This window comes from Flavobacterium sp. GNP011 (assembly GCF_056428925.1).
Map to the genome: position 1 here is coordinate 366,197 of NZ_JBWJVJ010000001.1, position 25,290 is coordinate 391,486.

General features: G+C 33.6%; 26 protein-coding genes and 1 tRNA gene. 5 read left to right on the forward strand and 22 right to left on the reverse strand.

All coding sequences use genetic code 11. The features are described 5' to 3' along the window. Nucleotides 1-76: 76 nt before the first annotated feature. On the reverse strand, nt 77-1,978 hold the full coding sequence (locus AC061E_RS01585) for a S9 family peptidase (RefSeq protein WP_478284698.1): 1,902 nt from the start codon (nt 1,976-1,978) through the stop codon (nt 77-79). 211 nt (nt 1,979-2,189) lie between these two features. Between AC061E_RS01585 and AC061E_RS01590 the strand changes: the two genes are divergently transcribed. After that, entirely contained in the window at nt 2,190-3,302 is a 1,113-nt protein-coding gene (locus AC061E_RS01590) for an NAD(P)/FAD-dependent oxidoreductase (RefSeq protein WP_478284699.1), read from the forward strand. Beyond that, a complete protein-coding gene (mtgA, locus tag AC061E_RS01595) occupies nt 3,302-4,048 on the forward strand; it encodes a monofunctional biosynthetic peptidoglycan transglycosylase (protein WP_478284700.1) in 747 nt (248 codons plus the stop codon). Before AC061E_RS01590 ends, mtgA begins: the two co-directional genes overlap by 1 nt. 333 nt (nt 4,049-4,381) lie before the next feature. Here mtgA and AC061E_RS01600 read toward each other — a convergent pair whose 3' ends face one another. The 18 genes from AC061E_RS01600 to AC061E_RS01685 all read right to left on the reverse strand — a co-directional run bounded on the left by AC061E_RS01600 (nt 4,382) and on the right by AC061E_RS01685 (nt 19,320). Then, on the reverse strand, nt 4,382-5,377 hold the full coding sequence (locus tag AC061E_RS01600) for a TerC/Alx family metal homeostasis membrane protein (RefSeq protein ID WP_478284701.1): 996 nt from the start codon (nt 5,375-5,377) through the stop codon (nt 4,382-4,384). Nucleotides 5,378-5,405: 28 nt separating this feature from the next. Then, nucleotides 5,406-6,917, reverse strand: coding sequence for a helix-hairpin-helix domain-containing protein (locus AC061E_RS01605; RefSeq protein WP_478284702.1), 1,512 nt, complete (start codon nt 6,915-6,917; stop codon nt 5,406-5,408). Nucleotides 6,918-6,920: 3 nt separating this feature from the next. Beyond that, nucleotides 6,921-8,327, reverse strand: a complete 1,407-nt coding sequence (locus AC061E_RS01610; RefSeq protein WP_478284703.1) for a PP2C family serine/threonine-protein phosphatase — start codon at nt 8,325-8,327, stop codon at nt 6,921-6,923. 3 nt (nt 8,328-8,330) lie between these two features. Then, on the reverse strand, nt 8,331-9,386 hold the full coding sequence (locus tag AC061E_RS01615; protein WP_478284704.1) for a TerY-C metal binding domain-containing protein: 1,056 nt from the start codon (nt 9,384-9,386) through the stop codon (nt 8,331-8,333). A 253-nt stretch (nt 9,387-9,639) separates the two neighbouring features. Further along, nucleotides 9,640-10,125 (reverse strand): hypothetical protein, encoded by a 486-nt coding sequence (locus AC061E_RS01620; RefSeq protein ID WP_478284705.1) that lies wholly within the window; start codon nt 10,123-10,125, stop codon nt 9,640-9,642. Beyond that, a complete protein-coding gene (locus AC061E_RS01625; protein ID WP_478284706.1) occupies nt 10,125-10,760 on the reverse strand; it encodes a vWA domain-containing protein in 636 nt (211 codons plus the stop codon). The genes AC061E_RS01620 and AC061E_RS01625 overlap by 1 nt, the downstream gene beginning before the upstream one ends. 160 nt (nt 10,761-10,920) lie before the next feature. Further along, nucleotides 10,921-11,559 (reverse strand): vWA domain-containing protein, encoded by a 639-nt coding sequence (locus AC061E_RS01630; protein WP_478284707.1) that lies wholly within the window; start codon nt 11,557-11,559, stop codon nt 10,921-10,923. A 12-nt stretch (nt 11,560-11,571) separates the two neighbouring features. Further along, nucleotides 11,572-11,985 (reverse strand): hypothetical protein, encoded by a 414-nt coding sequence (locus AC061E_RS01635; protein WP_478284708.1) that lies wholly within the window; start codon nt 11,983-11,985, stop codon nt 11,572-11,574. Continuing rightward, the gene (locus AC061E_RS01640) at nt 11,985-12,644 is read right to left on the reverse strand and encodes a TerD family protein (protein ID WP_315151155.1); all 660 of its coding nucleotides are present in this window, start codon (nt 12,642-12,644) and stop codon (nt 11,985-11,987) included. Before AC061E_RS01640 ends, AC061E_RS01635 begins: the two co-directional genes overlap by 1 nt. 20 nt (nt 12,645-12,664) lie before the next feature. Further along, nucleotides 12,665-13,216 (reverse strand): TerD family protein, encoded by a 552-nt coding sequence (locus tag AC061E_RS01645; RefSeq protein WP_478284709.1) that lies wholly within the window; start codon nt 13,214-13,216, stop codon nt 12,665-12,667. Between the two features lie 11 nt (nt 13,217-13,227). Further along, nucleotides 13,228-14,193, reverse strand: a complete 966-nt coding sequence (locus AC061E_RS01650) for a hypothetical protein (RefSeq protein ID WP_478284710.1) — start codon at nt 14,191-14,193, stop codon at nt 13,228-13,230. A 22-nt stretch (nt 14,194-14,215) separates the two neighbouring features. Next, the gene (locus AC061E_RS01655) at nt 14,216-15,304 is read right to left on the reverse strand and encodes a toxic anion resistance protein (RefSeq protein ID WP_478284711.1); all 1,089 of its coding nucleotides are present in this window, start codon (nt 15,302-15,304) and stop codon (nt 14,216-14,218) included. Between the two features lie 8 nt (nt 15,305-15,312). Continuing rightward, the gene (locus AC061E_RS01660) at nt 15,313-15,921 is read right to left on the reverse strand and encodes a TerD family protein (protein ID WP_478284712.1); all 609 of its coding nucleotides are present in this window, start codon (nt 15,919-15,921) and stop codon (nt 15,313-15,315) included. Nucleotides 15,922-15,925: 4 nt separating this feature from the next. Continuing rightward, nucleotides 15,926-16,480 (reverse strand): TerD family protein, encoded by a 555-nt coding sequence (locus AC061E_RS01665; protein WP_478284713.1) that lies wholly within the window; start codon nt 16,478-16,480, stop codon nt 15,926-15,928. Between the two features lie 3 nt (nt 16,481-16,483). Beyond that, complete coding sequence (locus tag AC061E_RS01670) at nt 16,484-17,290, reverse strand: phosphoribosyltransferase family protein (RefSeq protein ID WP_478284714.1); 807 nt, start codon at nt 17,288-17,290, stop codon at nt 16,484-16,486. Between the two features lie 2 nt (nt 17,291-17,292). Further along, complete coding sequence (locus AC061E_RS01675) at nt 17,293-17,958, reverse strand: HAD family hydrolase (protein ID WP_478284715.1); 666 nt, start codon at nt 17,956-17,958, stop codon at nt 17,293-17,295. A gap of 65 nt (nt 17,959-18,023) precedes the next feature. Continuing rightward, a complete protein-coding gene (locus AC061E_RS01680; RefSeq protein ID WP_478284716.1) occupies nt 18,024-18,599 on the reverse strand; it encodes a TerD family protein in 576 nt (191 codons plus the stop codon). 644 nt (nt 18,600-19,243) lie between these two features. After that, nucleotides 19,244-19,320 (reverse strand) — tRNA-Ala (locus tag AC061E_RS01685). A gap of 119 nt (nt 19,321-19,439) precedes the next feature. Here AC061E_RS01685 and AC061E_RS01690 point away from each other — a divergent pair. After that, entirely contained in the window at nt 19,440-20,207 is a 768-nt protein-coding gene (locus tag AC061E_RS01690) for an enoyl-CoA hydratase/isomerase family protein (protein WP_478284717.1), read from the forward strand. Nucleotides 20,208-20,324: 117 nt separating this feature from the next. Here the strand turns inward: AC061E_RS01690 and AC061E_RS01695 are convergent, their stop codons facing one another. Continuing rightward, nucleotides 20,325-20,546, reverse strand: a complete 222-nt coding sequence (locus tag AC061E_RS01695; protein ID WP_144894171.1) for an Fjoh_0651 family PID-CTERM protein — start codon at nt 20,544-20,546, stop codon at nt 20,325-20,327. Between the two features lie 50 nt (nt 20,547-20,596). Continuing rightward, nucleotides 20,597-23,383: a RemA C-terminal-like gliding motility protein gene (locus AC061E_RS01700; protein ID WP_478284718.1), complete on the reverse strand. Its 2,787-nt coding sequence runs from the start codon at nt 23,381-23,383 to the stop codon at nt 20,597-20,599. Between the two features lie 310 nt (nt 23,384-23,693). Between AC061E_RS01700 and AC061E_RS01705 the strand changes: the two genes are divergently transcribed. After that, nucleotides 23,694-24,158, forward strand: a complete 465-nt coding sequence (locus AC061E_RS01705) for a 6-pyruvoyl trahydropterin synthase family protein (protein ID WP_478284719.1) — start codon at nt 23,694-23,696, stop codon at nt 24,156-24,158. A gap of 4 nt (nt 24,159-24,162) precedes the next feature. Then, on the forward strand, nt 24,163-24,921 hold the full coding sequence (locus tag AC061E_RS01710) for a UDP-2,3-diacylglucosamine diphosphatase (protein WP_478284720.1): 759 nt from the start codon (nt 24,163-24,165) through the stop codon (nt 24,919-24,921). Between the two features lie 39 nt (nt 24,922-24,960). Here AC061E_RS01710 and AC061E_RS01715 read toward each other — a convergent pair whose 3' ends face one another. Beyond that, complete coding sequence (locus AC061E_RS01715; protein WP_478284721.1) at nt 24,961-25,290, reverse strand: DMT family transporter; 330 nt, start codon at nt 25,288-25,290, stop codon at nt 24,961-24,963.

Consider the following 25,290-nt stretch of genomic DNA (forward strand, 5'->3'; position numbering starts at 1 on the left):
AATCTGTTTAGATCACAATAAAAAATCCCGTCAAATATTTTTTTGACGGGATTTTTTGATTCAATGTTTACCTATTTTATAACGTTTCTTTAAGCCATTTGAAAAATTCAGTTTGCCAAACTAAAGCATTTTGTGGTTTTAAAACCCAGTGATTTTCTTCGGGGAAATATAGAAATCTACTTTTTAAACCGCGAAGTTGAGCCGCCTGGAAAGCTTCCTGTCCTTGTCCTATTGGTACACGAAAGTCTTTCCCACCTTGAATGATTAAAATAGGTTTGTTCCATTTTTCTACAAAATTCATAGGGTTGAATGTGGTATAATTTTTTTGAGCAGTGGTATTGTTCTTCTCCCAATATGCTCCACCAAAATCCCAGTTGCTAAAGAAAACTTCTTCAGTTGTCCCAAACATGCTTTGAGTATTGTAAACCCCATCGTGGGCGATAAATGTTTTGAAACGGTTGTTGTGAATTCCTGCTAAATAAAAAACAGAATACCCTCCATAGCTCGCTCCCACACATCCTAATCTAGTGTTGTCTACATAATTTTCTTTGGTCACATCATCAATGGCTGATAGGTAATCATCCATAACCTGTCCGCCCCAGTCTTTGCTGATTTCCTCATTCCAAGCGACCCCATGACCCGGCATGCCACGACGATTAGGAGCTACTACAATATAGCCATTTGCGGCCATTAATTGTAAATTCCATCTGTAGGAGTAAAATTGTGTCAATGCAGATTGTGGTCCGCCTTGGCAATACAAGAGTGTTGGATATTTTTTTGAAGAGTCAAAATTAGGTGGAAGCACCACCCAAACTAACATTTTTTTACCATCTGTAGTGGTTACATATCGTTTCTCTGTTTTGCTTAGCGCCAAAGTGGAGTACGTAGTGGTGTTAACATTCGATAGTTGTTTCCAAGTGTTTTTACTCAAATTATAAGAATATATTTCTGAAGCATGATTCATATCGGTGCGTGTCACTAGAATGTTTTCACCAGTTAAACCAATAAGATCATTTACATCAAAATCACCTTCAGTTAGTTGACGAACGGTTATGGCTATGCGTGTTGCACCTGGAAAATTCACTTCAAAAAGCTGTTTTGTCCCATCAATTGGGGCTACAAAATAAACTTTCTTTCCATCAGCACTCCACATATAATTATCTACTGTACCATCCCAATTTGCGGTAAGGTTTATTTTTATTCCTTTAAAAAGAACTACGATATCATTTTTATCCGCTTCATAGCCATCGCGTTTCATTTGCAGCCATGTTAAATTCCCGCTTGGTGAAAACTGTGGAGTGGTATCATAACCTTTGTTTTCTTCGGTTATGTTTGTAGTTTTTTTTGTTTCTAGATTGTACTCAAAGATATTGGTGTTGGTAGAAATAGCATATTCAGTCCCTGCTTTTTTCTTGCACACGTAATAAATATTTTTGCTGTCTGGCGACCAAATATAATCTTCGTCACCACCAAAAGGTTTTTGTGGACTATCAAAATTTTCTCCTTCTTGGATGTCAATTCCTAATGCACCATCCTTATTTTCTTTAAAAAAAACATGGTTGTATTTGCCTTCATTCCAAGTGTCCCAATGGCGGTAATTCAATCCATCGTAGATTTGCACGTCTGATTTTTGAAGTTCTGGATAAAAATCTTTTCCGTGCACTTTTTCAACCTTTACTTCTTCGTGGTACACCACGTATTTTCCATCTGGCGATATATTTTTGTCTTTCAGAATGTCTTTTGTATCTTTAATTTCAGAAGGATTTCCGCCCTCTAAGGGAAGCGCATACATTTTTGATTCGGATTTATTGTCTGATACAGAAGGTGTGCTTACTTTGTAAATCACATTTTTTCCATCTATGGAGATTCCTAGTGGGGTTACTCGACCTAGTTTCCAGAGTAATTCTGAAGTCATTGTATTTTGTGCCATTGTGTTTAAACTGATCATTAGTAAGGATATAAAAAGTGTTTTTTTCATGAGTAAAATTGCTTTTTTAGGATGTTAAAAATAGCTCTTTTTTTTCTGATTTTAGTCTTGTAGAGGAAGGTTTTTTAGCCCCGATAGTAGTGGAAATCCTTTCTAGTCTTTCACGTATTTCAGGTCTCTGAAATGTGTGTAAGACTAGAAAGATTGCAACGGATAGCGGGATTAGCTCCTAAAAAGTATTATTTTTATAAAAAATTTCGAAATGGACTTGAGTTACTGGGAATTGAAAAACTGGTTTACCAATGTAGATTATACCATTGTAGGCAGCGGCATAGTGGGCTTGCATGCGGCCTTACGCTTGCGCGAAAGGTTTCCAGACAGCAAGATATTAGTTCTTGAAAAAGGGTTTTTGCCACAGGGGGCAAGCACTAAGAATGCTGGTTTTGCTTGTTTTGGTAGTCTTTCGGAGGTTATAGACGATTTAAGAACACACACAGAGGAAGAAGTTGTTCAATTGATACAGAAAAGATGGCAAGGACTTCAATTACTGAGAAACAAACTTGGGGATGCTGCCATTGATTTTAAACCTCATGGTGGTTATGAGCTTTTTCTAGACGGAGACCAAGATGTTTTTCAGGACTGTATGGCGAAACTCCCTTTTGTGAATGATGTTTTAAAACCTTTATTTAAATCGGATGTTTTTGCAAAAGAAATAGATCGTTTTGGGTTTAAAGGAATACACGAATACTTGATTTTTAATCCTTTTGAGGCACAAATTGATACCGGTAAAATGATGCATGCCTTGCTCAAAGAGGCAATAGCAAAGAATATTTTAATCCTTAACACACAAACGGTTACCGATTTTCATGACGCTGGAAACCAGGTTACTGTAGCTTTAGGATCGTTTAGTTTTAGTACTAAAAAATTGTTTTTTGCTACTAATGGTTTTGCTCAAAAATTAACGCAAAATGCGGTGCAACCGGCAAGAGCTCAGGTTGTAATTACAGAGCCCATTGCTGATTTAGATATTAGGGGTACTTTTCATTTAGACCGAGGTTATTATTATTTTAGGAATATTGACAATAGGATTTTATTAGGTGGTGGCAGAAATCTAGATTTTGCAACAGAAAACACCACTGAATTTGGTCAGACAGAAATTGTACAAAAAAAATTGGAACAACTCTTAAAAGAAGTAATTTTGCCAAATCATGATTTTAAAATAGCGCATAGCTGGAGCGGAATCATGGGAATAGGAACAAGTAAGAATCCCATTGTTTCGGCTCTTTCTGACAACGTATATTGTGGTGTGCGTTTAGGAGGAATGGGTATGGCAATAGGGAGTTTAATAGGTACAGAATTAGCAGATTTACTATAATGGGAACACGAATTACACCAAAAAAATCCAAACAACCCGTCAAAAAAAACACAAGTTCTATTGGCAGTAAGATCAGTAGGTTTTTGCTCAAAGTATTGCTTTGGTTTTTTGGGCTATCTCTTTTTTTTGTGGTTTTTTTCAAGTTTGTTCCTGTGCCCTTTACGCCGTTGATGGTCATACGAGTAATTGAAAATAAAGTTGCTGGCAAGGAAGTTTTTTTTAGTCACGACTGGGAGCCCATTGAGAATATTTCCATGAATTTACAAAAAGCTGTTATTGCTAGTGAGGATGGGACGTTCTTGACACACAATGGTTTTGATTTTGTTGCCATGCAAAAAGCCTATAAAAGTAACGAGAGAGGTCGCCGTATAAAAGGGGGTAGTACCATATCCCAACAAACTGCAAAAAATGTATTTTTATGGCAAGGTCGTAGTTATTTGCGAAAGGGTTTAGAGGCGTATTTCACTCTTTTAATTGAACTAATATGGGGCAAAGAACGCATTATGGAGGTTTACCTGAACAGTATAGAAATGGGTAATGGTGTTTACGGAGCGCAAGCTGCAGCAGAACACTGGTACCGAAAAGGAGCTTCAAGCATGACCCCGAAGCAAGCTGCTGGTATAGCTGCAATATTACCTAACCCGCGTAAGTACTCAGCAACAAGTTCCTCAACGTATATTAATAACCGAAAGGCTAAAATTGTTAGGATTATGAGAACTGTAGGTAAAGTCAATTATCCTAAGTAGGTCTTGAGGTATAGATTAAAAGACTTTAATAAATTATAGCCTTTTTAAGTAACGAACACTTTCCCTATATAGGAAATCAATTGGTATGAGTTTTAAAGATGTTTATATTGAACTTGATATGATTTTGAACCATTGCCATTCTAATTGATAAATTTGCTATTTATTATTTTACACAGGTTTAACATAATGATATAGAGTAAATTTTTTTAAGTTCAATAGTTCTCGCTTATAGTCTACAGGTTTTTTTAAATATATAAAACCAAAACTAGTAATATTATAAATATAAAAAGACCTCATTTAGAGGTCTTTTTATATTTATATATGACTTGATTATTATTCCTCCTTTCCTGGAAACAATAAAGATAAGATTACAGATATCACCAGTATACCACCAATAACCAGTAATGAGTAAATCGATTCTATATGATAAAAAGGAGAAATTATCATTTTTATTCCTATGAATGAAAGTATGAAAGCTAAACCATACGTAAGTTTACTGAACAAATGAATGAAATTATCTAAAAGGAAAAACAAAGCTCTTAATCCTAAAATTGCAAAAATATTTGAGGTATAAAGGATAAATGGATCGTTTGAAATTGCAAAAATTGCTGGAATAGAATCTACTGCAAATAATAAATCTGTAAATTCGATTACCGCAACCACTACTAAAAGCGGTGTTGCTAATTTTTTCCCGTTTTCGTAGGTGAAGAATTTATCTCCATCATATTTATCAGAAACACTAAAAAACTTTCTGATTAATTTTGCACCTCTAGTATTGTTATAATCCTCATCCTCATCCTCGTCACCAGCAGACCAAGATTTGATTCCTGCGTATACCAGAAATAACCCAAAAGCAGTCATTATTAAATTGATATCATATTTAAAGCCCTCAATTCCAGCAAGACTCAAAAGTTTGTTTAAGTAAGTGAGTTCTATTAAAAATGCACCTGAGAATATAAATATTGCTCTTAAAATTAACGCTCCTATAATTCCCCAAAACAAAACTTTATGTTTGTTTTGATTTGCAACGTCAAAAAATTTAAAAACTAAGATAAATACAAATAAATTATCAACAGATAGAGCTTTTTCTATCCAGTAGGCAGATTGAAACTCATAAAATTTTGCTGATCCAGCATAATAATATACTAAACCACTAAAGAGCATAGAAAGAGAAATCCATACAATTGACCATGTTATTGCTTCTTTGTTGGTAACCTCATGACTTTTTTTACTAAATATACCTAAATCAAGTAATAGCATTACAATAATTGAAATTGCAAAGGTTACTATTAGCCATGGGTGTTCTGACACTATTGGATTATTGTTCATTTGTTTAATTTAATAGTTAATTTTTATTTTATTTGTTTGCCATTGTAATTACTATAACTCTACCGCCTTCTTCTTTAGAAAGCAGGATTTTTTTGCCGTCTGTAAGCTCAATCATTGTTCCAATAGGAATTTCCTTGTCTTCTGTTACATCTTTTAATGATGTTAATTTTTGATTAACAAAGACCCATTTATCATTATGAAATGTAAAATAACCAACAGGCACTTTTTGATCTGCTGACAGCTTTTCATTTCTGGCAATATTACGATTAACATGCCATTGAAACAAGTATTGATCGTTATAAACCATAAGTCTATGATTCTCAGGTTTCCAAACGGTTTCCTGAAACTGGTAATACAAATCTAAAACTGGAAGCGTACCCTTGTGAGCTGTATTACAAAAAGGACATCTTGGGGTATTCGTATTATCAAAAACATACCATTTTTGCTCGCAGGATGTATTATGACACTTCTGCATTAAATCGGTTGTTTTGAGTAGTGCAATTTCCCATTCTTCGGCAGTTGGTCTTTGCATCGGATTGTGTAATCCATCTATAAAGACTTTATCAAATAGCGTTTTTAAATACGGGCCGGTAATTGTATAAGGCAATTTATCAATATCTGCCCAAGGCAAATCCCACTTTGAAACCTGATTAAGTTTTGGCCTATTCATTGGGTCTGTTGGATGCTCAATAAACATTGCCTTTTCTCCCATCGAGAGCAAATCGTCTTTTTCTGTGTCTAAATCGTGTACTTTACCTCCTTTTAATGGATGTCTATGTAATAAAAACATATAGATTAAAACCGGTAAGGCATGCAGATCAGTTAATCTGTTTGGCAGTTTCCTATTAGGATCTGTTTTGTTTAAATGTTTCGTCGAAAGCACTTCTGGAGCAATAAACTCTGCTGTTCCTATTACTTCTGCAGGAAACAATCCTGGAACTACCAAACCATCCAGATCAATCATACATGCTGATTTATTGATTGGATCAATCAAAACGTTATTATATGACAAATCAGAATGCGCCAAACCCATCGCATGCATCTTTTTCACACCGCGAGTCAAATTCACACAAACCTGAAAATAACTCAGCCAATCACCCAATTCTGACTTTGCAACACGAAGCGGAAAGTTTGGATTTCTAAATTTAGAGCCTGCAAACCACTTTCCGTTCTTTTCTTTTCCATGAATTAAATCGCTGGTTTCATATCCTTTTGAAAAGAAAAATTTAGAATCGTAAATCGGAACAATGATCCCCGTTAATCCTTTATGCTCAATAACGTCAGTCGGCCATCTGTACACTTCGTTCAGATAATAGTCACCAGCATCGCCATTTTGAATCTGAGTTAAATATTTATTAGTGATTCTTTGAAGCCTTTCTCTTTGATTATAATCTAATTTTTCCCTAAATATAGCAACAACATATTTTCTATCAGGACTAAAATAAACATCTTTTACACCACCTCGCATAGGCTCACCGTCATCAATAAACTGATAGGTTTTTGCAGTGTCATTTATTGATTTTACAGTAATTGTACTCATATCTTAATAAATTATTGCAAGGGTTCTGTCATCATGATTTCCCGGACTCCAAAAATCCATCCAGATTGAAAGCTGTTCTGCTATTTCAGTATTGTTTTCATCAAAATCTACTTTGATTCCATCTTCATTTTTCCCTTTTAAATCTTCCAGAAATTCATTCCATTTATCGATTTTTTCCAAATTGGCTTCTACAACAAATTTAGGATCGTAAATTCCGTCTGTCATCAGCATTAAATAAGAGAAATCATCAATTAGTGTAAAACCAAATCTTGTTGAAAATTTATCACTTTGGAAAATTTCGGGCATGGTAATAAAACGTGTTCCTCCGCCGTAATCGCCTACATCAAGCCAATTCATTAATTTGATTTCGGTGAGATCTTTATTCAATAGTCCAATTGGGCAGTCACCAATTCCGAAGGTTAAAATGGCATATCCAAAATCATACTTTTTTACCAAAGCAAAAATCAAAGTTGCATGACAATTCTTCAGCTCAGTTTCGCTATTTATTGCAAATTCTTCAATTTGCTGATGTGCAAAATGTGCTGCTTTAGAAAGATTTTGATACACAAAATGACTTATTTTTTTTGATGTTTCATCAGTTGCTTTTGTATGATGTTCAACCAAAACCTGATCAAATTCTTTTAAGCTTTCTACTTTTAAATTTTCCTCAAAATAGTGAAGAACCGAATCACAAGCGATTTTCGAACCTTTTCTTGATAATTTTGCAGAACCTGCACCATCGGAAACGGCCAAAATACTCCAGCCAATTTTTTCTAGATTTTTAAACGCAAAATCATCTTCCCGAAAGGAACCCACATTGGCATGACTTCTTCCTCTTTTTGAAGCTACTACAATGTTTTTATCCAAAAATTTATACGCAACAGTTTCGTTATCCGGTTTCCAGTAAGGATCATTTTTATCACTTTCCAGGTTTTTCCACAACGATTTTGGATCAGGATTTATAATTAGTGTTATTGTTTTTTCATTTAAAACCGAATCTTCCGCCTCGTTTTCGATTCTAAATAAAATCTTTATTTTTAAATCACCGCTTATTTGAGGAACTCCGATTAATTCATCGTTGTCATTAAATTCAAGTCCTGTATTTTCTAAGCCTTTCATTTCAAAGGAAATAAAATCATTCCACCCCAAAGCTTTGAAATCAATCGTTGCTTGATACTTTTTATTTACCGTACCATTTGGGATCAATACAGTCTGAGTCAAAATATCATCAATTCTATTTTTCAATATCCAATTCTGCATAATCATTTTTTGGTTTTCCTGAATTATTTTTACTGCATTGATATTTTTTTCATTGGCAATAAACGCATCAAAAAGTACTGTTTTACCCGAAGAAATGTCAATTTTCTTTTGAGATAAAAAAGACTGAATATATCTCTTAGTCTCTTCCATGAATTATCCTTGTGTTCTGTTAACGTCAAATCCGCCACCGTCACTACAACCATAACTTCCCTGATTGTTGCACCACGGGCATGTACTTATATTTTCATCGCCAATGCAATGTATTTTACCGCAAACACAAACAGCAAAAGCAATTTGATTGCCACAGCAAGGACAAGTCGGCCCACCAACAAGTTCGTCTGTATTTACTTTATTACTAAAATTTCCAGAATCAGCCAATTCAAAATACGAATTATCAACCTGATAAGCGCCAACTAATTTGTAATTTTTAGACGATAATTCAATTCCGGCATAAATAGACTCCGCAATTGTCTTGCGGTATTTCATTAAATACGGTCTTTTTGTATTTTGACATTTTCCGTTCAAAACCACAAAATTATCATCGACATATTGACGATTGGGTTCAACTTTTGTTAAATCTATTTTCGAAAGTGTTTCTCCATCTAATTTTGCCAATTCAAAACCGCTTGAGTTATTTTCTACGCTAATACTGCTGGTTTTTATGGAATCTGTAACCCATTTAAAAAACTCTTTGTATGACTGCACATTTGTGTTTTTAAAATGCAAAACATTCTCTGTAAGCTCGCCTAATAATTTTGTATCTGTTTCACTTCCGAAAGAGATTGCAATTAAATTAGCGGTTCTTTGCCAGTTTCGTTTCCATTCGTTTATTACTGCCTGACTATCATCTGTAGGAACTCCGTCGGTAAATAAGAAAACAATAGGTTTCCAATCGCCTTTTACCTCATACGTTGTCTTAACGATATTAGTCCTTAATTCATACATTAAATGTCCTAAACCTTTGCTTAAAGAAGTACCGCTGCCAATTGGGAATTTTGGTGGATAAAAGCTTACGATTTCCTGAAGAGGAACTAATGTTTTAGGCTGACCTGCAAATACTATGATTGAAACAAAAACGGTTTCAAGTGCATGTGGGTCTGTTTTTAAAGCCTGAATTATGGTTGCCAATCCTTCTTCAACCTGCTGAATTGGCTCTCCAACCATTGACTCCGAAATATCGATCAGAAAATATATAGGTAATCTTCTCATTTTAAAGGAAATTTAATAGCATTAAAAAAATAATTAGAAGTACAATCTGGGTCATATCAACAGCTAATCCAACTCCAACTTGAAAAGGTTTTATTATTGTTTTTAAAAAATTGAATATGGGAGAGTAAACACTATTGAAAAAATCAAAAATGCTGCGGTATTGCGAATTTAATTTGTCTTTGTAAGGCAATAATTTGGAATACAAAAACAGACCTACAATCAAAATCTGAATAAAAATTTTTATAATATTCATTTATGAAACAGCTTTTAATAATTCGTTTGCAATTTCTTTAAAAACAATTTCTTCAGTAATATTTGTTTTTTTAGAACCATATACAGAGACACCATTGTTTACGGTCATAAAATTGATTGAAAAAGAGGCCCCATAACATTTATTCCCATCATTATAAGGAATAGCATGCATTACTTTTATATAGATGCAATTGTGTCGTGTAATAATATCATCTATATAAAAATCATTTTGTATAAAATGATTTAGCAGAGTGCGTCTGGCATTTTCAATTGAAAAATTATTAATTCCGGCAGTTTTATAACAAATGTTCAAACTGTCAATATTCATGTTGTCTAATTTTTCTGCTTCTGTAAGTTCAGGAACAACCTGGTAAGTTGAATCCGTATAAGAATTTGTGCTGCTACTGCCGTATGATGAATTATCGGCTTTCTGGATTAGGTGCACAATTAGACCAATAACAGATATTATAATTGAGAGTACTTCCATTAGATCACTATTGTTATTTCGCTCGGAGGAGGTGGTAATGTTACACTTTCTCCTGTTCCTTGGCTTTTATTTCCTTGTTCAATTGTTTCAGAAACCCATTTAAAAAATTGTTTTAATGTTGAACTATCAGCAGATGCTAAATGCACAACATTATCGCTTAATTCTTTTAAAATTTCATCGTTAGCCATATGTCCAGCGGCGCAGCCTACCACTGCACCAAAACTCATATTGCGTATTTCCTGAGTTTTTTGTCTGTAAAGCTGAATATCTGATGGTTTTCCGTCTGTAAAAACAAAAAGTAATGGTTTCCAATCACCTTTTTGAGTTTCAGACCCTTTAATGACCTCTTTATTTACTTTTTGAATAACAAAATCAAGACCTGCTCCAGTATTTGTAGGACCACTTTGCGGACAAGTAATTTCAGGAAGTTGAAAGTTTACCAGTTCAGTCAATGGTACTATTTCTTTTACTTCACGATCATAAGTTATGATACTGATCCATAATGAATCTAAGGCCTGGGCATCTGATCGTAATGTGTTGATCATACCGCTCAGAGCGTTATTCAATGCCTGTATGGGTTCGCCATACATAGAACCCGAAGTATCTAATAAAAAATATACTGGTAGTCTTCTCATATTACTTTTAAAAATGTTATAACAATGAAATTACTTAACTTTCAAATGTGTTTTATAATTTGAAAGCATGCTTGTTTTATAGCATAACATCCTTAAAAAGATGTAATACTCAAAAGTGTATTTAATTAAAACGGTAATATAAACTCCGCCTTCTCAAAACTTAAACTACTATGTTTAATTCTGATGGTGGCGGAGGTAATTCTTTTAAATTTGTAAATTCTTTTCCTGAATCTTCAACTTTTGTTGAAGTTACTCCAATAGAAGCGGTTACCCATTGAAAAAACTTTCCTATGCTGGCACTATCAGCTGTGTCAAGACTTACTACATTATCCGTAATTTGTTTCAAAATAGCAGTATCAGCACCACCTCCCGCTGCGCATGCAACTGTATAAGCGGTTTTTACTTTCTTAAATTCATTTAGACCACTTTCCCAATTATCTGTTGGGATTCCGTCAGTCATTATAAATACTAAGGGTTTCCAGTCGCCTTTTTGTTCTGTAGTTGTTTTGGCAACTTCTGTTTCTATTTTATGAGCCAATAATCTTAATGCTTCTCCCAATGCAGTTACGCCTATTGCTTTAAGATCGACCATTTGAAAAGAAGCCAAATCGGTTAACGGAATAATTTGCTGTGCTGTAGTATCGAAAGTAATAACACTTAAAAAAGCAGTTTCAATAGCCTGCGGATTTTGTCTTAATGAACTGATCATCATTTGAACACCATTTTTCACAGCTTCGATAGGCTCTCCGGTCATAGAACCGGATGTGTCTAATACTAAATATACAGGCAGTCTTCTCATGGTAATAATTTATTAAACAGGAATATTATAAGTTGGGGTTTCACTAGTAGTGCTTGCCTGATTATAGCTTTCAAAACCATTGATATTATACGTATTTGTGTTTGCTTCTGGGTCGTGTTGTGTTAAGTGACTCATAACCTCTTGAGTTAAATCTTTTCCTCCTACAATATGATGGTAAACTGCACCAATAGTGTAAATTGGCCCCCATGGTATTCCCCACCAGCCAACAATTAAGTTCAGAAAAACATATCCGTAAGAATACTTAAATGTATTTTCATCAGCTTTGATGAAATAAATATCAGAACTTCTTTTTAAAGTCATTAATATAAATGATATCGTATATGGAAAAATAACAAATTTTCCTCCTTGCTGAACCATGTCTCTAATCTGAGAGACTCTTAGTCCTTCGATGTTTTTGATTTCCATTATAGGTAAGACTGAACAATTTTATGAATAGTCTGACCTAAAAAGGTATCATCTGTAGGGTCACCAATAGCACTGAATTTCCATTCCCCATTACGTTTGTATAATTTACCCATAATGATGGAGCGCTTGTTTACGTACTGACGATCAGCAGAAACATTGTAAGATGCAAATTCTGAAACCACTCTTGTTGGAGTACCTTCATACATTCGGATTTTTGCATACGGAATTTGAGAGAAATCTTCTTTTCCTGCATTGTTTAAAAAGAAAAATATCTGAGTTACTTTAGCATCAACTTTTGAAAGGTCAACGGTAATGATTTCATTATCTAAACCGTCATCTCCACCTGTATCACCTGCAAGGTCATCACCGGTGTGTTTTAGTGCGCCATCAACACTCAATAATTTACCTTTTGGAAGGCCAAATTGCTGTAATACTTCTACTCTGTATAAAGGAGAATACAAATGATCACAAAGTTTATTTTGGTCATCAATTAAAATGCAACTCAAATCCAAATCAATTTCTGTTACATTTTTTGATAATCCTAAGAATCCTTTTGTTTCAATTGCTCCCCAGTTTACACCTACGCAGAAATTTGTTAATGATTCACCGCTTGATTTTCTTAAATCAATCTTTTGCCCTTTTGTTAAGTTAATTGCCATTGTTTTTTATCAGGTTTTAATTAGTTATATTTATTTAAATAATCTTGCAAACCACCTTTCATTCCAATTCCTACTGCTTCAAATTTCCACTCATTATTTCTTTTATAAATTCTTCCAAATTCAACTGCTGTTTCAATGGAAAAATCTTCATCTAGCTCATACTTTACTAATTCAACATTTGCTTGATCTAAAATTCTGATGTATGAATTTCTAACCTGACCAAAATTTTGTCTTCTCGTATCTGCATGGTGAATCGTTACCACAAATGAAATTTCATTTACATCAGGAGATATGTTAGACAAATCAATTTGAATTTTTTCATCATCGCCATCTCCGGCACCCGTTAAATTATCTCCTGTATGCGTTACAGCTCCATCAGGTGATTTCAAGTTATTATAATAAACAAAATGATTATCATTTGGGATTTTACCATTAGCACCAACTAAAAAAACCGAAGCATCTAGATCAAAACCTTCTCCTGTAATGCTTGAGTTACTGTCCCAGCCAAGTCCAACAGTAAATTTTGGTGCATCTATACTTTGTCTTTGACCTTTTTCTAAATTAATCGCCATTCTATTTGTCTTTAATTAATATTAATATTCAACATTGTTTTTAAAATATTGGTCTGCTCATCAACATTTTGTAGATCTTCTAAAAAGTCTACAGATGAAATTTTATTTAAATAATCTTTTAATACCTCTTTTACACTTTCAGGAAGAGATGTTTTAATAGTGCTTAACTCTAATTCTAACATTGCATTCTTATCATTCAATTGTGCAATAATTTCGCCTTTGGCAGAATTATTTTTAGAAAGATTGACTTCTTTTTCAATATTATTTTCAATGAAATAAAAAGACTTTTCATTCCCTACAAAAACGAACTTATCATTAGAGTCTCTAAATTCATACACTTCGATGATTTCATTATTACAGACTAAACCACACAAAAACTTAATTTTAAACTTCAATATATTCAATCTACCTAAGAGCTTTTTCTCAAATCTAACATGCTTATTTTCATAGAATTTCCTATTAACGGCAGTTACTTTTTCATACTGTTCAATATTTATTTCCCTATAAAATTCAGATTTTATTGCATCTGAAAAAGACATGATTTCATTCCAATCAAAAATACTTTGGTTATCTGATGCCAAAATTTGATACAGCTGTTCAATTTTTTTGGACATTCTTTGAGCATGTTCTTTTGACTTCTCAGTGAATTTATCTTCTCCAATTTCAGATTTCAGTTTCGAAATAATATCCTTGTTGATGTAAATTTCGTCTGAAATAAGAGTGTACTGCTGCTCTTTTGATTTTTTGATTTTTTGAAACAAATCAATGAGGCTGCTGGTAAATTGTATGTGAAATAATTCTAATTTATTTATGTCTAATGTCTGGTTTTTTTGAAAAAGAGAATGAATGACTTTTGTTCTTACCAAAACGCCAACAAAATCCTTGTGGTTAAAGAAATTGGACAACAATTTTAAAACCACCAGCTTTCGGTTACTATCTTTTATTATTTGAACGTACCTTTCCTCTTCCTCTTGCATTCAATTATTTCCTTACACTATATTAACTTATAACCCCTTTTTTTAATTCTGCTTCAAGGCTTTGTAATCCAGCATCAAGCTGTCTTCTTGTTTCTGTGCCTTGATCGTGAATTTGTTTTACCTCGGTTAAAGTGTCTATTAATGATTTTGTTGTCATTTTTAAAGTCTCTAAAGACACTATTGTGTTTTCATTTTCTTTAGCCACTTCAATACTGTTTTGTTTCAACATCTCAGCATTTTTCTGCAAAATAGTATTCGTGGTTTCGGATACTTTTCTTTGAATTTCAATGTTTTGTTTTTGTCTTTGAAGTGCCACTGCAAGGGTAAGCTGGTTTTTCCATACAGGCATTGTTGTAGTAAGGATAGACTGCGCTTTTTCTGCAATTGATGTGTTGTTGTTTTGAACAACACGAATTTGAGCCAAAGACTGTAGCATGATGAAACGCACTATTTTCATATCCGCAAGACGTTTGTCCAGACGATTGATAAAATTTCTTTTATCAGCTATTTGATAATCCTGATACTGCGCAGGATTTGATTCCATCACAGCAAGATCTTCGCTTAATTCTTTAAATCGAATCTGACCTGCAATAATATGTTTTTCCATCTCATGAATAAGTCCCACATTGCCGTCAAACATGGTTTGAAGAGCACTGTTATCCTTAACCGAGTTAATCATTCCTGCTTTTACTTTATTACTGATTTTATCAATATTTACAGTAATCTTATCGTATTGTTGAAACAACTTTTTTACATCAACCACTAATTTATTCAGCAATGGAATTTTAGAAAGGAACTTTTTAAACGGTCCCTGATCAAGCTGATCTACATCTACATAATTTAATTCTGTCAACAAATCGTTAATTAAAGTTCCTACTTCACCAGAATTATATGTTCTAACATTGGTTAAAAAAGTATCACTTTGTTTTGCAATCGAATTTTGAATTTCCGCACCGTAATTTAGAATCGAATTGGCATCGTTTTCATTTAACTGATTCGAAATAGATTTGTAATTATTTGCATCAGCTTCAGTAATTGTCGCTAAGTTTACATTTCCATCTTTGTCAATCAAAGAAGTATTTTCTTGAGGAACTAATTGATTTTCTAGCATGACTGATTTTATAAATGATTCTGTTGAATTGTAACAATAGTCTGCTCTAGCTTTTTATCGCTTGTTGGTACTCCAATTGCACTAAATTTCCATTCGTCATTTCTTTTATAAAAAACCCCTAAAACCATAGATACATTTCCTGCAAAATTTGCGTCATTTGCAATATCAAAACGTGCAAATTCTTGGGTAACTCTTGTTGGGGTTCCTTCATAGATACGTATGGATGCAAAAGGAATATCTTTAAAATCCTGTCCTCTAAAACTATTTATAAAAAAGGCAACATGGTTTGCTGCAGGTGTTAACTGAGAAAAATCTAAAGTGATAACCTCGTTATCTAAACCGTCATCTCCATTTAAATCTCCTGTTAAATCATCTCCGCTGTGTTTAATAGCCCGGTCATTTGAAATTAATTTTTTGAAATTAACAGAATCAATATGATTCTTTTTATCATCATAAATAGCACAACTTGCATCTAAATCTACAGCTTCTTTTTTGGTTCCAAAAAGTCCTTTTTTCTCAATTGCACCCCAATTTACACCCACACAAATGTTTTGTAATTTGGTCCCGTTACTTTTTTCAAGATTTATACGTTGCCCTTTTTCTAAATTAATTGCCATTTTATTAGTTATATTTATTTAAATAATCTTCTAATCCACCTTTCATTCCAACCCCCATTGCTTCAAATTTCCATTGTCCATCTTTATTATAAATTCTTCCAAATTCGACAGCAGTTTCAATAGAGAAGTCTTCTTCTAATTCGTATTTAACCATTTCTGTATTATTGCTATCATCTACAATTCTAATAAATGAGTTTCTAACTTGACCGAAATTTTGTTTTCTATTGACAGCATCATGAATTGTAACTACAATACAAATCTCTTTTACGGCAGGGTTTATTTTTGTAAGGTCAATTTTTACTTGTTCATCATCACCTTCGCCGTCTCCGGTTAAATTATCACCTGTGTGAATAACTGATTCGTCCGGCGATTTGAGGTTATTATAAAATATAAAATGAGAATCGGATATGATCTTTCTGTTGTCACCTAATATAAAAACCGAAGCATCTAGATCAAAACCTGATCCTGTGGAACTATTATTAGTATCCCATCCTAAACCTATTGTAAATTTTGGTGCGTTAATATTTTCGCGTTGCCCTTTTTGTAAATTGATAGCCATAGTTTAATCTATTTTTATTACATTAATGTTTGTTTTATAATCTAAAATTTGGTGATAATTGTTACTTATTGCCAAATGAAATAACTCGTTACTTTTTTGGGAAGAGATGTTACTAATTAAGAAACCAAACTCATCTTCATTTAGACTTAAAATGAATTTTACTATTCTTGTGTTGTATTGAAAATAGTCACTATTGATAATTGAAATAATATCCTCAACAGTCTTGATATCAAAATAATTATAATGATTTTCTATTTTAGGATGAATATCTTTATTTGCAAGTTCCGCAAAGTAAATAAAGATGAAATCTCCATTTACATTATATTGATTCAATATTTTGTTTACTGTATGTTCATGACTACCCGTGATTTTGATATCGTCAACAAAAATGCAAAGCTTACCTTCAATAAAATTTCGATCAACGTAGTAAGTATCATTAGATATTAAATTGACTCTTTCATTAAAATCTAAATTTCCATAATCCGTAACATAAGTCTGATTTCGATAAATTTTTGATTCGATACTTGCCATTTTACCATTTTTAAATAAAAAGCTATTTAATTCTTTTTTAAAATAATAGCATAAAAAATTTGATGCAGTTGGTATAGACAGATATGGACTTGGTAAAATAACAATTTCTTTATCAGAAAGTAGTAAATCTCTGAATTGATTTACAAAACCTTCGAAAAGTTCCTTTGCAAATTTTTCTGCATAGAATTTGTCACCAAATTTAAACCGGCTGTATTCTTTTTCTTCAAACGGGCAATTATCTTTTTCAATAATTTTATGTAAGCTATAATTTTTATTCACTTTTAATTTTTTATTAGATGCGCTTCAAACCCAAAATTGATTGCGCCATTATAATCTGCAATACTGTTGTCTCCAATATGCAATATTTCATTTTTCAATACTTTTTTAGAGTTGTTTATTTCATTAAAAACTAACTGAAAAATTTCGTTGTTGGGTTTTGAAATTCCTACCTCATCAGAATAAATTTGAAAAGAAATAGAATCTGTTAATTCATAATATGAGAGCAGCTTTTTTAAACTTTTCCCTTTTATAAATCCGGTATTGCTCAATATATTAATTGTTTTCCCCTCTGCCAAAATCTCTTCAAACTGAAGCTTAATGTCTGGATAAATCAATTCAGGTTTATTCTTTAAAAACAAAACCTCTGTTTCATTATAAAATTCTCCTAATTTCTCTGTTCCATTTGAATTCAAGTTTACGTCTAGAGCGTTTAAAATTAGATAATAAATTTCATAAGTACTTATATTTAACCCTGTTTTTTCATTGATATTATTACACAAAACATCGTAATATCGAACAACCTCATTTACTTTTTCTATAGGTGAATCTATTTCGAAGAAATCTTTAAATAGTAAATTTCTCTTTTTTTTAAATTCAGGATTAGATTTTATTAATGTGAGCCACAAATCAAAAGAAAGATGGCTGTATTTTTTATAGTTTAGTTTCAAAATATTCATTTAAAATATCGAAACAGTAATGTCCCGATTATGTTTGACTGGTTAGTTTTGGTATATTATTTTATTATTTCCCCCGAATAATATTTCTCTAGAAAAAAACCTAAATCTGCTCTATATCCAATACCAGAAGCTTCAAATCTCCATTGATTGTTACGTTTGTACAATCTTCCAAATTCAACACCAGTTTCTATAGAAAAATCTTCATTTAATTCATATTTAGCAATTTCCTGACCATTGGCATCATCTACAATCCTGATATAGGAGTTTCTAACTTGGCCAAAATTTTGTTTTCTTCTTTCAAAATCCTCAATAGTAACTACAAAAAGTACTTCCTGAACATTTTCATCAATTTTGCTAAGGTCAACTTTTATTGCCTCATCATCATCCCCGTCACTATTTCCGCCAGTAGGGTCATCTCCGGTATGTTCTAATGCACCATCAGGAGAGGTTAAATTGTTATAAAAAATAAAGTATTTTTCACCGAGAAGCTTACGGTCACCGTTAATCATTATGGCAGATGCATCCAAATCAAATTCATGACCTGTGCCTTCATTAGGGTCCCAACCTAATCCTATAGAGATTTTTGATAACCCAATGTCAATTTTTTGACCCTTTTGTAAGTTAATTGGCATTTTTTAATTTTTTAATGATTTATTATTTCCGTTACTGTAATTTAATTTGTCTTTTCTAAAAACTCTAAAATTGCAAAATGATTTAGTATTGGAATTATGTAAGTTAGCTTGTAATATCTTTCAAAAGAAATTTCCTTAAATAACTAAAATATTTTTCGGAATTCCTATACCCATTTTTAGTGATTTTTATATTGTCTTTAAACCCTAACCTAAAAGGTTTTACTAAACTTTGTTACCTATAGATATTATACAAATAGCTAAGATAAAAAAATCCAAATGGTTTAAACAAAAAAATATAATTTCATAAGATTTGATGTAGAATTTTGATGAAAAATTTATGTTAGAAGTAGTTATTGTACTAAAACCTTAACATTAAACAGAATTTATTCAATTCTTTGGCAACAAAGTATTTAATTAATAACATATTTTTTGCTCCTATATTTCTAGTTGATAATTCGGTTACATAATTTGATTGTTATGTTCAAGTATGTATTTTCTTTTTTTGAAGTACAATGTAAGTATTTATTAAAAAAATAGTAGCACAAGTCGTTATTGTGAAAATGACACAAGCTTTTTGATATTTTTAGAATTAAAGGAGATGATAAATAAAAAAAGCCTCACATTGCTGTAAGGCTTGAATTTACTGGTGGAGAATATCGGATTCGAACCGATCACCTCTTGCCTGCCAGGCAAGCGCTCTAGCCAAATGAGCTAATCCCCCAAGGAGTGCGCAAATATACTATTTAAATCTACCAAAAAACAAATTTTAAAGACAAATTCATTCTTACAAGGAGTTGATGAATTCCGCATTACTTTTTTTAACTTTACCCAAAAAAAAGTATGATTTCTGAAAACGCAATGGGTTCCTTAGAGACCAGCATCAATAATAGAGTAGCAACGGTAACTTTTAGTCATCCCTCGAGTAACTCCTTTCCAAGAGAACTATTAAATCGTTTAACAGCTGAATTTAGTACATTAGACCAAAAAACAAATGTGTCTGTAATTGTGATTCAAAGTAGTGGTACTGGAGCATTTTGTGCAGGCGCTTCTTTTGATGAACTTCTTGCGGTACAAGATGAGGTCGCTGGTACACATTTTTTCTCTGGTTTTGCAAACTTGATAAATGCCATGCGCAACTGTTCTAAACTTATTATAGGCAGAGTGCATGGGAAAGCAGTGGGAGGTGGAGTAGGAATTGCATCGGCTTGTGATTACGTGATGGCTACGCAGCATGCTGCAATTAAATTATCAGAACTTGCTATAGGAATAGGGCCGTTTGTAATTGAACCTGCTGTGACCCGAAAAATAGGAAAAACAGCTACGTCTGAAATGACTTTGGCGGCACAAGAGTGGAAGTCGGCTGAATGGGCGAAATTAAAAGGGCTATATGCCGTAGTTTGTGACAGTATAGAGGAGCTGGATCTTGAAGTAAGTAACTTTAGCAACACTTTGTCAAGTTATAATCCTCAGGCATTGCTGGAAATGAAAAAAGTACTTTGGGAAGGAACGCAACATTGGGACACACTTTTATTAGATCGTGCCGCTATTTCGGGGAAGTTGGTTTTGTCTGAATTTACAAAAAATGCTTTGGCACAGTTTAAAAAATAGAATGAAATAACGAGTCATTTAAATTCATGATTTAGTATCTCAATATAAAATAGCAAAACCCCCGAAAATTATTTTTCGGGGGTTTTTATTGGGTTACAGTTTTAAAATCAACTCTATTTAAACTGTTTTTTGAGCTGTGTTTTTAGAATATTTGTACCCTGCAAAAATAGCCACTAGTGCCATTGGCAAAAGGTAATCATCTATTGGTGCTGCAGGAGCATCAGTTCCTTCTAGTCCATCGGCTGTACCATCAGTGTCTCCCGGAGTTTGTGCTACCATAGTAACACTAGAGAGTATAAAAAAAGCAACGATATAAAATTGTATTACTATGTTTTTCATGATTTAATTTTAAAATTTTAATTCTAGTATCTGTTTTTATTGGCTACAGCCTAAAAAATAGCTTTTTTAGTTACCGTTTTATTGTCCTCTGAAGTAATTTGGATTAAAACAGCTTGTTTGCTTGCCGTAACGTTTTTGATACTTGCTTTATTTGAATTTACGTCTTTTTGTTCTGCAATTAAAACGCCTCTTATATCAAAAACACGGATGTTTTTGATAGCATTTTTTCCTGTAGATACGTTTAAAGTTCCATTTTGATTGAAGACCATTACGCAATTTTCATCAAAGTTGGGAGTGTTGATATCTAAAGTTTGGTTGTTTTTGAAAGCAATTTCGAAACGGTTTTTAAAAGTGCCCGCTTCACTGGTAAATGTGTATGAACCTGTTTTAAGGTTTTGCTCTGTTCCTGCTTTTAGATCTTTAAGTACAATTTCTTGGTTACCTAAAAACAAACCGTCTACCTTGTCTATAGCAATGGTAAAACTACCTGCAAGTTCTGTTTTAAAACTTAAAGGAACAATGTCACTAGAATCAAATGGTAATCCTTTGGCTTGAATAATAAATTCTTCTCCTTTTAAAGAACTGGTTAGAGCAGTTTCATTATCATTAATGTATCTTCCGTCTAATGTATTGTCAATTTCGCTAGTGGCGCCATCCATGTAAGCAACCATCATTTGGTTCACTGGTTCAGTGCCTTTAGATAGATTCAACCAAATTCTGTTTTTCTCAGTTGTAGTAGTTCTTAGTATTTGGTTTGCAGTATTGGCAGTACGCATTGTATTGGCAAATGCAACAGCATTTGAAGTTGTTTTTACAATAAATCCTTGTCCTACTTGAATAGTTCCGTTTGGCGTGATTCCGCCATTACCTGGTGTTCCAACAGCTCCTGCCATTGTATAAGTGGCGTAAGCAGTTCCTGCAGCAGCATTTGTTTTTCTCCAAAAATACAACGGTTCTGTAAGGTTATTAGCAGTGATAAAAGCATCGGCACTAATGGTAGATGGATACGGATTTCCTACTGCATTAAAAGTTCCTGAAGTCAAACCAGAAACAGATATGTTTCCATTGTTTGGAACCCCTCTAAAGATTCCACCCCAGATAGTTGGAGTGGCAGGATGATCATTTGGAACACGAATTAAATACCCATTTCCTGGTACAAAATCAGTAGTAGCTGGAGTAGCAACGGGTACGTAGATGTTTGAAGCTGGATTGTAAGTATAAAAACGATTATCTAATGTACTTGGTGAAAAAGCTTTTAATTTTTGACCGTTTACTGGTGAAGACCATAAACTGTAATCTAAAAGCATTAGTGAAGCTCCGTTTCGGTTGATAGTTATAGCGCCAGTATTGGTATCGGTAGTCCCATTTTGGATAAGATTTGCATTATTTTCGAGAACGAATGAAGATTCTGTACCGTTATTAAATAAATTATTTGCCACAGAAAGATTATTTCCTGATTTCACTGTTACTGTACTTCCAGAGTCAATGGTTAAATTACCAGCAAGACCTCTATTGCTGTTGATGTTGATGCTACTGCTGTTTAGAGTCACGTTATTAGGAATCCCAACCCCAGCTGTTGTTGCATTGCCGGTCCATTCGTTTCCTACATTGGCACCGCCAATAACGCTATTGTATACTAGACTTGACGCAGCACCATAAGTAGGAGCGGCACCTGCAAGTAATCCAGTTGAATTTAATCGTAGTGTCCCATTGATAGAAGGTGTGCCTGAAAGTGTAAGGGTTCCGTTTGTTGCTAATGTAGCCCCAGCATTTACAGTAGTACTTCCTAACAATGTTTGAGATTGGTTAAAAGTAACTCCGTTTGTATTTGCTATGATTGCATTTGTATTTGCATTAAAATTAAGTGTACCTGCATTGTTGATGGTTTGAGCATTTGTACCATTAAAAGTTAATGATCCAACAGCCGTTGCAGGATTAAAAGATAATGTTTGTCCTGCAGCAACACTAATATTTCCTTTTATTGAAACTGCTGAGGTAAGATTTATGTTAAGAGCACCTGTGGTAATTGTAAGGTTGTCTATGGATAAAGCCCCTGTTCCAGTAGAATTTTGACTAAATCCAGTTGCTGCAATTTCAAGGTTTGCATAGGTTCTTCCAGAAAAAGCTGGCCCTTGATTTGCAATTAATTTAAATAAACTTCCTGTTTGAAAAACTACTACTGATGCAGGTTGAGTTTTTTGAAAAGGGTTTGAACCAGCTGCCTGAATAAAAGTAGATCCACTTGCAAATATAACACTGTTGCTTGTTCCACTACCAAAAATGTTACCTGTACTATTTGTACTTTGCGTAAGTGTTGCACCATTTGTGAAAGTTAAACCACTTGCATCAGCAGCAGTTATGGTGTTTGTAGTATTTGCTGTTGCGCTTGAAAATGTCATAGAACCGGCAACGATTCCAGTTGCTCCTGTGCCAATAGCAATAGTCAAAGGGAAAGCACCTCCTGTAATGGCCACGTTAAGTTGAGAACCACTTTCAACAGAAAAATCTGCTCCGCTTAGACCGTTAGTGATGGTTAGTATTTTTGCGGGTGTAGCTGATGTGTTTAAAGTTACATTAGTATTTGTCGCAACTGTAAGACCTCCTATAGTTTGTGTAGGTACATCGGTTACGGTAGTTGTAGCACCGTTATTGAAAACTAAAATATCATTTGCTGCTGGCGTATCTCTGCTAGGGGACCAGTTTGCTGCAAGACCAAAAGAGGCGCTACCTGTTTGGTTCCACGTGTAGGTAGTTTGTGCGTTAAGTGATGAACTCAGGCTCAAGCCCAAAAAGGTGAGTAACACAAACAAAACATTGTTGAGTAAAGTTTTTTTCATAGAAAAAGTAATAAATAAGTGTTAGTTAGTTTCATTCAAATAATTAAAATAAGGATAGGCATTCTATAATCACAGAGCGCGTATTCTCATATTATTTACTTTTAAATATTTGAAGGCCAAATATATTACTAATAATATTGACAACGCAATCGGTATGTTAATTTATTGTAAATTTTGGTCGGATTTAACGTGCCATTTTACGGTATGGTTTTTTAAAACTTTTGGTTTTATTAGCATTCAAGTGGTTTGATGAACAAAGCTTTTACTACAAGTCAAAAAATCACTAAATTTGCCTTAAAATTAAACTCCGATGAGCAATATCAGAATTACAAAACAATTTAGTTTCGAGACCGGGCATGCCTTGTATGGTTACGATGGCAAATGCAAAAACGTACACGGACACAGTTATAAATTGTCAGTAACGGTAATTGGGTCTCCAATTACTGACCGTTCTAATGTGAAATTCGGAATGGTAATTGACTTTACGGATTTAAAGAAAATTGTAAAAGAAGAAATTGTAGATCAGTTTGATCACGCCACCGTTTTTAACGGAACAACACCTCATATTGAGCTGGCTAATGAGTTGATCAACCGTGGGCATCACGTAATTTTGGTGGATTATCAACCCACAAGTGAGAACATGGTTATTGATTTTGCGCAACGCATCAGTAATAGACTTCCAGAAGGTATTGCGCTTTTTTCTTTAAAATTACAAGAGACCGAATCCTCTTTTGCAGAATGGTATGCCAGTGATAATGTAAAATCCATTTTGTAACTTCATGCAATTACCCAACAACAAAAAAATATATTTTGCGTCTGATCAACATTTTGGTGCTCCTACGCCTGAGCTGAGTTATCCACGAGAACAAAAGTTTGTAGCGTGGCTTGATGAAATTAAAAGTGATGCCGAAGCTCTTTTTTTATTAGGCGATTTATTTGATTTTTGGTTCGAATATCAAACGGTTGTCCCAAAAGGTTTCATCCGTGTTTTGGGTAAACTTGCAGAACTGCGAGATAGTGGCATTCCTATCTATTTCTTTGTGGGAAATCACGATTTGTGGATGGCCGATTATTTCCAGAAGGAATTGAATATTCCTGTTTTTCATGACAATCAAGAATACACTTTTGGAGATAAAACATTCCTTATTGGCCACGGAGACGGAAAAGGCCCTGGTGATAAGGGTTACAAACGCATGAAAAAAGTGTTTACCAATCCGTTTTTCAAATGGCTTTTCAGGTGGTTGCATCCGGATATTGGCGTGAAATTGGCACAATATTTATCGGTCAAAAACAAACTGATTTCAGGTGATGAAGATGTGACTTTTCTTGGCGAAGACAAAGAATGGCTTATTCTGTATTCCAAAAGAAAATTAGAAACCAAGCACTACAATTACCTTATTTTTGGTCACCGCCATTTACCGATGAAAGTTTCTGTAGGTGAAAATGCAGAGTATGTCAACCTAGGAGATTGGATTGTATATTTTACCTATGGCGTTTTTGATGGTGAGAATTTTGAAATTAAAAAGTACGATAAGTAATCATTTCCCATCCTAATTGGGTTAACAGTCATGTAAATATTAGTGACTGGATACTAATTTTAATCCAATGATGGAGCTTATTAAGGTGGTGATGAAAAATATCCTCCAGAAATCAGCGGGTTCTTTGAATATAAAAACCCCAACAAGAACGGTTCCTACTGCGCCAATTCCTGTCCAGACGGCATAAGCAGTTCCTATGGGTAATGTCTGTGAGGCTTTATAAAGTAATAACATGCTTATGGATAAGCACACTAAAAACCCTATCAACCATACTATTGCTGTAGTACCTGAATTTTCTTTGGCTTTGCCCAAACAAGTTGCAAAACCTATTTCAAAAAGACCTCCAATTACCAGTAAGACCCAATTCAT

Coding starts and splice junctions, on each gene's coding strand:
- AC061E_RS01585 (WP_478284698.1), bottom strand. CDS start 1,978: ATGAAAAAAACACTTTTTATATCCTTACTAATGATCAGTTTAAACACA.
- AC061E_RS01590 (WP_478284699.1), top strand. CDS start 2,190: ATGGACTTGAGTTACTGGGAATTGAAAAACTGGTTTACCAATGTAGAT.
- mtgA (WP_478284700.1), top strand. CDS start 3,302: ATGGGAACACGAATTACACCAAAAAAATCCAAACAACCCGTCAAAAAA.
- AC061E_RS01600 (WP_478284701.1), bottom strand. CDS start 5,377: ATGAACAATAATCCAATAGTGTCAGAACACCCATGGCTAATAGTAACC.
- AC061E_RS01605 (WP_478284702.1), bottom strand. CDS start 6,917: ATGAGTACAATTACTGTAAAATCAATAAATGACACTGCAAAAACCTAT.
- AC061E_RS01610 (WP_478284703.1), bottom strand. CDS start 8,327: ATGGAAGAGACTAAGAGATATATTCAGTCTTTTTTATCTCAAAAGAAA.
- AC061E_RS01615 (WP_478284704.1), bottom strand. CDS start 9,386: ATGAGAAGATTACCTATATATTTTCTGATCGATATTTCGGAGTCAATG.
- AC061E_RS01620 (WP_478284705.1), bottom strand. CDS start 10,125: ATGGAAGTACTCTCAATTATAATATCTGTTATTGGTCTAATTGTGCAC.
- AC061E_RS01625 (WP_478284706.1), bottom strand. CDS start 10,760: ATGAGAAGACTACCAGTATATTTTTTATTAGATACTTCGGGTTCTATG.
- AC061E_RS01630 (WP_478284707.1), bottom strand. CDS start 11,559: ATGAGAAGACTGCCTGTATATTTAGTATTAGACACATCCGGTTCTATG.
- AC061E_RS01635 (WP_478284708.1), bottom strand. CDS start 11,985: ATGGAAATCAAAAACATCGAAGGACTAAGAGTCTCTCAGATTAGAGAC.
- AC061E_RS01640 (WP_315151155.1), bottom strand. CDS start 12,644: ATGGCAATTAACTTAACAAAAGGGCAAAAGATTGATTTAAGAAAATCA.
- AC061E_RS01645 (WP_478284709.1), bottom strand. CDS start 13,216: ATGGCGATTAATTTAGAAAAAGGTCAAAGACAAAGTATAGATGCACCA.
- AC061E_RS01650 (WP_478284710.1), bottom strand. CDS start 14,193: ATGCAAGAGGAAGAGGAAAGGTACGTTCAAATAATAAAAGATAGTAAC.
- AC061E_RS01655 (WP_478284711.1), bottom strand. CDS start 15,304: ATGCTAGAAAATCAATTAGTTCCTCAAGAAAATACTTCTTTGATTGAC.
- AC061E_RS01660 (WP_478284712.1), bottom strand. CDS start 15,921: ATGGCAATTAATTTAGAAAAAGGGCAACGTATAAATCTTGAAAAAAGT.
- AC061E_RS01665 (WP_478284713.1), bottom strand. CDS start 16,480: ATGGCTATCAATTTACAAAAAGGGCAACGCGAAAATATTAACGCACCA.
- AC061E_RS01680 (WP_478284716.1), bottom strand. CDS start 18,599: ATGCCAATTAACTTACAAAAGGGTCAAAAAATTGACATTGGGTTATCA.
- AC061E_RS01690 (WP_478284717.1), top strand. CDS start 19,440: ATGATTTCTGAAAACGCAATGGGTTCCTTAGAGACCAGCATCAATAAT.
- AC061E_RS01695 (WP_144894171.1), bottom strand. CDS start 20,546: ATGAAAAACATAGTAATACAATTTTATATCGTTGCTTTTTTTATACTC.
- AC061E_RS01700 (WP_478284718.1), bottom strand. CDS start 23,383: ATGAAAAAAACTTTACTCAACAATGTTTTGTTTGTGTTACTCACCTTT.
- AC061E_RS01705 (WP_478284719.1), top strand. CDS start 23,694: ATGAGCAATATCAGAATTACAAAACAATTTAGTTTCGAGACCGGGCAT.
- AC061E_RS01710 (WP_478284720.1), top strand. CDS start 24,163: ATGCAATTACCCAACAACAAAAAAATATATTTTGCGTCTGATCAACAT.
- AC061E_RS01715 (WP_478284721.1), bottom strand. CDS start 25,290: ATGAATTGGGTCTTACTGGTAATTGGAGGTCTTTTTGAAATAGGTTTT.